Source organism: Paraburkholderia sp. Ac-20347, assembly GCF_017104805.1.
GTDB lineage: Bacteria > Pseudomonadota > Gammaproteobacteria > Burkholderiales > Burkholderiaceae > Paraburkholderia > Paraburkholderia tropica.
Genome location: NZ_JAAGPN010000298.1, coordinates 1 through 9,063, shown reverse-complemented (window position 1 = coordinate 9,063; position 9,063 = coordinate 1). Strand labels below are relative to the sequence as shown.

The following is a 9,063-nucleotide window of genomic DNA, read 5'->3' as shown; positions in this document are numbered from 1 at the left end:
CGCGGCGGCCGCGGCCGTTTCGGCGGCAAAGGCGCAGCAGACGGGCGCGGTCTCGGCGATCGCGGCGGCGCAGGCGACCATCGATCGCGTGCAGGCCGACATTCAGGACAGCGATCTGAAAGCGCCGCGCGCGGGGCGCGTGCAGTATCGCGTCGCGCAGCCCGGCGAAGTGCTCGGCGCGGGCGGCAAGGTGCTCAACATGATCGACCTCGCCGACGTCTACATGACCTTCTTCCTGCCGACCAACGCGGCGGGCCGCGTCTCGCTCGGCCAGGACGTGCACATCATTCTCGACGCCGCGCCGCAATGGGTGATCCCCGCGAAGGTCACGTTCGTGTCCTCCACCGCGCAGTTCACGCCCAAGACCGTGGAAACGCAGAGCGAGCGCGAAAAGCTGATGTTCCGCGTGAAGGCGCAGATCGACCCGGCGCTGCTCCAGGCGCATCTCCAGTACGTGAAGACCGGTCTGCCCGGCGTCGCGTGGGTCAAGCTCAACACCGACGAAGACTGGCCCGCCAATCTGCAGGTCAAGGTGCCCTGATGAGCGAGCCCGTCGTTCGCCTCGAGCACGTCGGCCTGCACTACGGCTAGACCGTCGCGCTGCGCGACGTCACCCAGGACATTCCCGCCGGGCTGATGGTCGGCATGATCGGCCCGGACGGCGTGGGCAAGTCGAGCCTGCTGTCGCTGATCGCGGGCGCGCGCAAGGTGCAGGAAGGAATCGTGCGCGTGCTCGGCGGCGACATGTCGAGCAAGAAGCATCGCGACGACGTCTGCCCGCGCATCGCCTACATGCCGCAAGGGCTCGGCAAGAATCTCTATCCGACGCTTTCGGTCGAAGAGAATCTGCAGTTCTTCGGCCGCCTGTTCGGTCACGACGAAGAGGAGCGCCGCCGCCGCATCGACGCGCTCACGCGCAGCACCGGCCTCGATCCGTTTCTCGCGCGGCCGGCGGGCAAACTCTCGGGCGGCATGAAGCAGAAGCTCGGCCTGTGCTGCGCGCTGATCCACGACCCCGACCTGCTGATCCTCGACGAACCGACCACCGGCGTCGACCCGCTCGCTCGCGCGCAGTTCTGGGACCTCATCAACGGCATCCGCAAGGAGCGCCCGTCGATGAGCGTGATCGTCGCGACTGCGTACATGGACGAGGCGCAGCGCTTCGACTGGCTGATCGCGATGGACGACGGCGCGGTGCTCGCGACCGGCAAGCCCGCCGAACTGCTCGAACGCACGCACACGGACTCGCTCGAAGAAGCCTTCATCGCGCTGCTGCCCGAGGCGAAAAAGCGCGGTCACGAGCCGGTCGAAATCGTGCCGCTCAACGTCGACGAGCACACCGAAGTCGCCATCGAAGCCAAAGGCCTGACGATGCGTTTCGGCGACTTCGTGGCCGTCGATCACGTGAGCTTTCGCATTCAGCGCGGCGAGATTTTCGGCTTTCTCGGCTCGAACGGCTGCGGCAAGTCGACGACGATGAAAATGCTCACGGGCCTGCTGCCCGCGACCGAAGGCAAGGCCTGGCTGTTCGGGCACGAAGTCGATCCGCGCGACCTCGACACGCGCCGCCGCGTGGGCTACATGTCGCAGGCGTTTTCGCTCTATGGCGAACTCACGGTGCGCCAGAATCTGGTGCTGCACGCGCGTCTGTTTCATGTACCCGAGGCCGACATTCCCGCGCGCGTCGACGAAATGGTCGAACGTTTCGATCTCGCCGAAGCGCTCGACACGCTGCCCGACAGCCTGCCGCTCGGCGTGCGCCAGCGGCTCTCGCTCGCGGTCGCGATGGTCCACAAGCCCGAGTTGCTGATCCTCGACGAACCGACCTCGGGCGTCGATCCGGTCGCGCGCGACAACTTCTGGCGTCTGCTGATCGCCCTCGCGCGCGAAGATCAGGTGACGATCTTCATCTCCACGCACTTCATGAACGAAGCCGGGCGCTGCGACCGCATTTCGCTGATGCACGCGGGCCGCGTGCTGGTGAGCGACACGCCCGCGAACATCACGCGCGATCGCGGCGCGGCCACGCTCGAAGAAGCGTTCATCGCCTGGCTCGTCGACGCGGGCGCGGGCACCGAGGAAAGCACGGGCGACGAACTCTCCGTGCTGGCCGAAGATCCCGATGCCGCCGCGCATCCGCAACAGCATCGCAGCTTCAGCCTGCAGCGCGCGTGGAGCTATATGTGGCGCGAGACGCTCGAACTGCGGCGCGATCCGGTGCGCGCGACGCTCGCGCTCGCGGGCTCGCTGTTGCTGCTGTTCGTGATGGGCTTCGGCATCAGCATGGACGTGGAGGATTTGCGCTTCGCGGTGCTCGATCACGATCAGACCGCGCTCTCGCACAACTACGAGCTGAATCTCTCGGGCTCGCGCTACTTCATCGAGCGGCCGCCGCTCGCGAGCTACGCGGACATGGACAAGCGCATGCGCAGCGGCGAACTCGCGCTCGCGGTCGAGATTCCGCCCGGCTTCGCGCGCGACGTGGCGCGCGGCAAGGCGGTGCAGATCGGCGTGTGGGTCGACGGCGCGATGCCGCAGCGCGCGGAAACCGTGCGCGGCTACATCATGGGCATGCATCAGGGCTGGCTGCTCGAACAGGCGAAGCTGCGTCTGGGCGCCGACGCGCATGCCGCCGTGGCCGTCGAAACGCGCTTCCGCTACAACCCCGACGTGCGCAGCCTGCCCGCGATGGTGCCCGCCGTGATCCCCGTGCTGCTGCTGATGATGCCCGCCATGCTCACCGCGCTCGCCGTCGTGCGCGAAAAGGAACTGGGCTCGATCATCAATCTCTACGTCACGCCGGTCACGCGGCTCGAATTCCTGCTCGGCAAGCAGGCGCCGTACGTGCTGCTCGCGATGCTCAACTTCCTGCTGATGGTGTTCCTCGCCATTACGCTATTCGGCGTGCCGATCAAAGGCAGTTTCCCGACCTTGTTCGCGGCGGCCGTTCTCTACTGCCTGTGCGCGACCGCGATCGGCCTGCTCGCCTCGACGTTCACGAAGAGCCAGATCGCCGCGCTGTTCTTCACGATGATCGGCACGATGGTGCCCTCGGTGCAGTTCGCGGGGCTCATCACGCCGGTTTCGTCGCTCGAAGGCGCGGGACGCATCATCGGGCAGATCTATCCGGCGAGCCACATGCTCACCATCAGCCGGGGCGTGTTCAACAAGGCGCTGCATTTCGGCGATCTGTGGAACTCGTTCTGGCCGCTGGCGATCGCCACGCCCATCGTGCTCGGCGTGACCGTCGCGCTGCTCAAGAAGCAGGAGAGCTGATATGCGCCGCCATCTCGCCAACATCTACCGCCTCGGCGTGAAGGAACTCTGGAGCCTCGCGCGCGACCCGATGCTGCTGATCCTCATCATCTTCTCGTTCACGGCGATGATCTATTCGTCGGCCACGTCGCGGCCCGAATCGCTGCACATGGCGCCCATCGCCGTGATCGACAACGACGTCTCGCCGCTCTCGCAGCGACTGATCCAGGCGTTCTTCCCGCCGCACTTTCTTGCGCCCGTGATGGTCACGCCCGCGCAGGCCGACCGCGGCATGGACGCGGGCAATTACACCTTTGTGCTGAACATTCCGCCCAATCTGCAACGCGACGTGCTCGCCGGACGCGCAGCCGAAGTGCAGCTCAACGTGGACGCCACACGCATGAGCCAGGCGTTCACCGGCAGCAGCTACATCCAGCAGATGATCAACGACGAAGCCACGGAGTTCGTGAACCGCTATCGCGCGCCCACCGAACTGCCCGTCGATCTCGCCGTGCGCATGCGCTTCAATCCGAATCTCACTCAGGCGTGGTTCGGCTCGCTGATGGAAATCATCAACAACGTGACGATGCTCTCCATCATTCTCACGGGCGCGGCGCTGATACGCGAGCGCGAGCACGGCACCATCGAGCACCTGCTGGTGATGCCGGTCACGCCGACCGAAATCATGGTCGCGAAAGTCTGGTCGATGGGGATCGTGGTGCTGGTGGCCGCCGCGCTCTCGCTCACGTTCATCGTGCGCGGCGCGCTGCACGTGCCGATCGAAGGCTCGGTCGCGCTGTTTCTCGCGGGCGCGGCGCTGCATCTGTTCGCCACGACCTCGATGGGCATCTTCATGGCGACGCTCGCGCGCAGCATGCCGCAATTCGGCATGCTGCTCGTGCTCGTGCTGCTGCCGCTGCAGATGCTCTCGGGCGGCAGCACGCCGCGCGAAAGCATGCCCGAGTTCGTGCAGCACATCATGCTCGCCGCGCCCACCACGCACTTCGTCGAGTTGGGGCAAGCGATCCTGTTTCGCGGCGCGGGCATCTCGGTCGTCTGGCAGCCGTTCCTTTGGCTCGCCGTGATCGGCTCGGTGCTGTTCGCGTTCTCGCTCGCGCGCTTTCGCAAGACGCTCAGCCAGATGGCCTGATCCGCGTCCTGCCGGGCGCGCGGGCGTTGATGCCAATCGCATGAACTCCGTCCCCGTTTGCGGCTATGATCGTGGATGCGGCCCGGCGGGCCCGCACCGTTCACACCGCGTGCAGCGGGATTCCCGGAGAGTATCGAATGGTATTGGGCTGGCTCGTCGTACTTCCGTTCGTGGCTGCAGCGCTGGTGGCGCTCGCGGCGCGGCGCGCCAGCGCGCTCTCCACCTGGATCGCGTTCGCGGCGGCGCTGTTGGGCCTCGGCCTGCTGCTCAGCGAACGCGTCGGCATGTCGACGCACGGCGTGCTGCAATGGCGTCGCGAGTGGGTGCCCGACATCGGCCTCGCGCTCTCGCTGCGGCTCGACGGCCTGTCGTTCATGTTCGCGCTGCTGGTGCTCGCCATCGGCCTGCTGGTGTTCATCTACGCGCGCTACTACCTCGCGGGCAGCGAAGCGCTGCCGCGTCTCTACCTGCTGCTTCTGCTCTTCATGGGCGCGATGCTCGGCGTCGTGCTCGCGAACAACCTGCTGCTGCTCGTGATCTTCTGGGAGCTGACGAGTCTTGTCTCCTTCCTGCTGATCGGCTTCTGGCCATCGCGTCCCGACGCGCGGCGCGGCGCGCGCATGGCGCTCACCATCACGGGCGCGGGCGGGCTCGCGCTGCTCGCCGCCGTGTTGCTGCTCGGCCACGTTTGCGGCAGCTATGAACTGAACGACGTGCTCGCGCAGGTCGACAAGATCCAGCACGATCCGCTCTATCCGGCCATTCTGCTGCTCACGCTGTTCGCGGCCTTCACGAAGTCGGCACAGTTCCCGTTCCAGTTCTGGCTGCCGCACGCGATGTCCGCACCCACGCCCGTCTCCGCCTACCTGCATTCGGCGACGATGGTGAAGGCCGGCGTGTTCCTGCTCGCGCGTCTTTATCCCGTGTTCGAAGGCACGCACTGGTGGGCCTATACGGCGACGCTCGCCGGGCTCGTCACGCTCGTGGGCGGCGCGTCGATGGCGCTGTTTCAGCGCGATCTCAAGGGCCTGCTCGCCTATTCCACCATCAGCCATCTCGGTCTGATCGTGCTGCTGTTCGGTCTCGATACGCAGCTGTCCACCGTCGCCGCGCTGTTTCACACCGTCAACCATGCGGTGTTCAAGGCGTCGCTGTTCATGGCCGCGGGCATCATCGATCACGAAACCGGCACGCGCGATCTGGGCCGTCTGCGCGGCTTGCGCAGATACATGCCGCACACCGCCGTGCTGGCCAGCGTCGCGTCGCTCGCGATGGCGGGCGTGCCGCTCCTCAACGGCTTTCTCTCGAAGGAAATGTTCTTCGGCGAGACGCTCGCGCAAGGCATGTTCGGCCCGTTGAACTGGACGATTCCGGTCGTTGCGATCGTGGCCGCCGCGCTCTCGGTGGCGTACTCGCTGCGCTTCGTCTGGGGCGTGTTCTTCGACGGCGAAACGCCGCGCGATCTGCCGCACTATCCGCCGCACGAACCGCCGCGCTTCATGAAGCTGCCGGTGGAAATCCTCGTGGTGATCTGTCTGCTGATCGGGCTCTTTCCGCAACAGGCGATCGGCCGTCTGCTCGAATCGGCGGCGTGGTTCACGCTCGGCGGCAAGCTGCCCGAATACAGCCTGAGCCTGTGGCACGGCATCAACACGCCGCTCGTCATGAGCGTGGTTTCGTTCGTCGCGGGCGGCGTGCTGTTCTTCGCGCGCCGCGACGCGTTCCGCCATCATCGCTCGCTGCTCACGGAAATGAACGCGAGCGAGGGCTTCGACCGCCTCGTGCAGCGCCTCGAAAAAGGCGCGGGCGCCGTCGTGCGCGTGTTCGAAACGCGCTCGCTGCCGCACTATCTTTCGTGGATGATCGCCGCGATGCTGATCGTGCCGGGCGCGTCGTTCGTCGCGCTGGACGCATTCGGCGGCACGTACGCGAGCATGCCGCCCGATCCGCTCACGCTCTGCGGTCTTGGGCTGATGGCGCTGCTCGCGCTCGGCGTGGTGCTCGTGCGCGCGCACACGCTCTACGCGCTCGTGATGCTGAGCACCTGCGGGCTGCTCGTGACGCTCGCGTTCGCGCGCTTTTCCGCGCCCGACCTCGCGCTCACGCAGATCTCCGTGGAAGTGGTCACGATCCTGCTGCTGGTGCTCGCGATCTACTTCCTGCCGCAACTGCAGACCGCCATCGAGCCGATTCCCACGCGCCTGCGCAACGGCCTGCTCGCGCTCGCGGGCGGCGGCCTGCTCGGCAGCGTCGCCTACGAAGTGATGACGCGCACGCCGGAACCCGGCATCGCGCCGTACTTCCTCGCCAACGCGCTGCCCGGCAGCGGCGGCCACAACGTCGTGAACGTGATCCTCGTCGACTTTCGCGGCTTCGATACGATGGTCGAAATCAGCGTGCTGGTGGTCGCCGGGCTCGCGGTCAAGGCGCTGCTGCGCGGCCTGCGTCTGAAAGCGCCCGGCACCGGTCCCGGCGGCTTGCCGTGGTCGTCGCAATCGCATCCGCTGCTGCTCGCGATTCTCGCGCGGCTGATGCTGCCGCTCACCGTGCTGGTCGCCGTGTTCGTGTTCCTGCGCGGCCACAATCTGCCGGGCGGCGGCTTCATCGCCTCGCTGATCGTCTCCGTCGCGCTGCTGCTGCAATACGTGGCGAGCGGCGTGTTGTGGACCGAATCGCGCATCCGCATCAACTATCGCGCGCTCGCCGGGCTCGGGCTGCTCGTGGCCGCGGCCACGGGGCTCGGCAGTCTCGCGTTCGGGTATCCGTTCCTGACGAGCGCGTTCGGGCACTTCCATCTGCCGCTGATCGGCGAGATCGAATTGAGCACGGCGATGCTGTTCGATCTCGGCGTGATGGGCGCAGTGGTCGGCACCACGCTGACGATCGTTTCGCACCTCGGCGTGCGCGACAAGGACATGCAATCCGTGGAGAAAAGCTGATGGAAGCCGCCTTCGCCGCCGCAATCGGCGTGCTCTGCACCTGCGGCATCTACCTGCTGCTGTGCGCGCGCGTGCTGCCCGTGATTCTCGGCATCACGCTGTTCTCGTATGCGATCAATCTGTTTCTGCTCGGCATGGGCCGGCTCTCGACCGGCAAGCCGCCCGTGATCGCGCCGGGCGCGGCCTACGCCGATCCGGTGCCGCAGGCGCTCGTGCTCACCGCGATCGTGATCGGCTTCGCCATGACGGCCTTCACGGTCGTGCTCGCGCTGCGTTCGCTGTCGATCACGGGCAACGATCACGTCGACGGCCTGAGCGACAACCGCATCTCCGGCGAGGCGCTGCGCGACGAATGAATCACGCCCTCCTGCTCCCCATTCTGATTCCGCTGTTCGCAGCGGCGGCGATCGTCGCGCTGCCGCCGCGCGCCAAGCGGCTGCAACGCGCGCTCAACGCGGCCGCCACCATCGCGCTGCTGCCGCTCGCCTGCCTGCTGATGGCGCGCGCGGCGCAAGGCGAGATCGTCACGTATGCGCTCGGCGCGTGGCGCGCGCCGTTCGGCATCGTGCTGCAACTCGACCGCCTCGGCGCGCTGATGCTGCTGCTCACCGCCGTGCTCGCGGTGTGCTGCCTGATCGGCACGTCGAGCGCCGACGCGCGGCGCGGACGCTATTTCCGCGCGCTGTTCCAGTTCGAGCTGATGGGCCTGAACGGCGCGTTCCTCGCGGGCGACCTGTTCAACCTGTTCGTGTTCTTCGAGCTGCTACTGATCGCCTCGTATGCGCTGCTGCTGCATGGCGGCGGCGCGCGGCGCGTGCGCAACGGGCTGCATTATCTGCTGATGAACCTCGTCGGTTCGTCGTTCTTCCTGATCGCGCTGGGCGTGCTCTACGGCATCACCGGCACGCTCAACATGGCCGACATGGGCCAGCGCCTCGCGCTGCTGCCCACGGGCACGCTGCCGCTCGCGCAGTTCGCGGGCATCACGCTGATGCTCGTGTTCGGCCTGAAGGCCGCCGTGTTCCCGATGTCGATGTGGCTGCCGCAGGCGTATCGCAGCGCGATCGGCCCGGTCGCGGCGCTGTTCGCGATCATGACGAAGGTGGGCATCTACGCGATGCTGCGTTGCGACGCACTCGTGTTCGGCGCGGCGGGCGGCGTGCTCGATGCGTTCATGCATCACTGGGCGTGGTGGCTCGCGATCGCGACCATCGTGTTCGGCGCGCTGGGCGCGCTCGCCGTGTCGAGCCTCAAGACCACGACCGGTTATCTCGTGCTGGTGTCCGTCGGCTTGCTGATCGCGGCGGCCACGCAGCAGACGCCGCTCGCGTGGAGCGCGCTGCTCTACTACCTGATGAGCACGACGCTGTGCACGGGCGCGCTGTTCCTGCTCGCCGATACGCTCGAACCCGAAGCGCCCGCCACGCCGCACGCGGCCGCCGCCGAGAGCGTCGAACCCGGTTCGCTCGAAGCGCTCGACGACGCCAACGTCGCCGCGATCTCGCCGGAATCCGACGCGGCGGCGGTGGCGCGACTCGCGCGCAAGCGCGCGGCGCAAACGGTCGAGGCGGCTGAATCGGCGGAATCGGCTGAATCGACCGAACCGGCTGAACCGGCGCATGCGGAACCGGCCGGGCACACCGCGCCCGCCGGACACTCGACGCACGCGCCGTGGCCCTCGAACGTCGCCGGGCTGCTCTATCTGATCGCGGCGGTGGT

At 67.1% G+C, this 9,063-nt stretch carries 6 protein-coding genes; all 6 read left to right on the top strand.

Going from position 1 to position 9,063, the window contains the following annotated elements; translation table 11 throughout:
• The coding region (locus G3N97_RS33145; protein ID WP_205997123.1) for an HlyD family efflux transporter periplasmic adaptor subunit at nt 1–541 on the top strand (541 nt) is incomplete at its 5' end.
• A gap of 59 nt (nt 542–600) precedes the next feature.
• Nucleotides 601–3,276: a ribosome-associated ATPase/putative transporter RbbA gene (rbbA, locus tag G3N97_RS33140; protein ID WP_241030985.1), complete on the top strand. Its 2,676-nt coding sequence runs from the start codon at nt 601–603 to the stop codon at nt 3,274–3,276.
• A 1-nt stretch (nt 3,277) separates the two neighbouring features.
• A complete protein-coding gene (locus G3N97_RS33135; protein WP_205997122.1) occupies nt 3,278–4,405 on the top strand; it encodes an ABC transporter permease in 1,128 nt (375 codons plus the stop codon).
• Nucleotides 4,406–4,542: 137 nt separating this feature from the next.
• Nucleotides 4,543–7,344 (top strand): monovalent cation/H+ antiporter subunit A, encoded by a 2,802-nt coding sequence (locus G3N97_RS33130; RefSeq protein WP_205997121.1) that lies wholly within the window; start codon nt 4,543–4,545, stop codon nt 7,342–7,344.
• Entirely contained in the window at nt 7,344–7,700 is a 357-nt protein-coding gene (locus G3N97_RS33125) for a Na+/H+ antiporter subunit C (RefSeq protein ID WP_183708236.1), read from the top strand. The genes G3N97_RS33130 and G3N97_RS33125 overlap by 1 nt, the downstream gene beginning before the upstream one ends.
• On the top strand, nt 7,697–9,063 hold a 1,367-nt coding region (locus G3N97_RS33120), incomplete at its 3' end, for a proton-conducting transporter membrane subunit (protein WP_205997120.1). The genes G3N97_RS33125 and G3N97_RS33120, both read left to right, overlap by 4 nt.